Origin of the sequence: Gelidibacter salicanalis (genome assembly GCF_016469035.1) — a bacterium.
GTDB lineage: Bacteria > Bacteroidota > Bacteroidia > Flavobacteriales > Flavobacteriaceae > Gelidibacter > Gelidibacter salicanalis_A.
The window spans coordinates 1-232 of the sequence record NZ_JAEHJZ010000576.1 but is presented as its reverse complement, the minus strand read 5'-3'; the positions used below and the strand labels follow the sequence as shown (position 1 = coordinate 232).

At 51.7% G+C, this 232-nt stretch carries 1 protein-coding gene; it reads left to right on the top strand.

Features of this window, described 5'->3' with window-relative positions:
* Positions 1–213, top strand: a 213-nt coding sequence (locus JEM65_RS22045; protein ID WP_199603917.1) for a hypothetical protein, incomplete at its 5' end; no start/stop codon positions are given.
* Between the last annotated feature and the right edge of the window lie 19 nt (positions 214–232).

Genomic DNA, 232 nt, shown 5'->3' with positions numbered 1-232 from the left:
AAAAGCCGCCATCTTCGGGTAAATTGTATCAATCCTGGCGGAACGCGCACTCAAATGCGCGCATCGGCCTTCCCGAACGAAGATAAAAACAAGCTGAAAACGCCGGCGGATATTATGCCGCTTTACCTCTATTTAATGGGCGATGACAGCCGCCGAAAAACCGGCATGAGCTTCGATGCTCAACCCAATCGTAAACCCGGCGCCGCTGAATAAAGGAGGCTTTATCATGGCC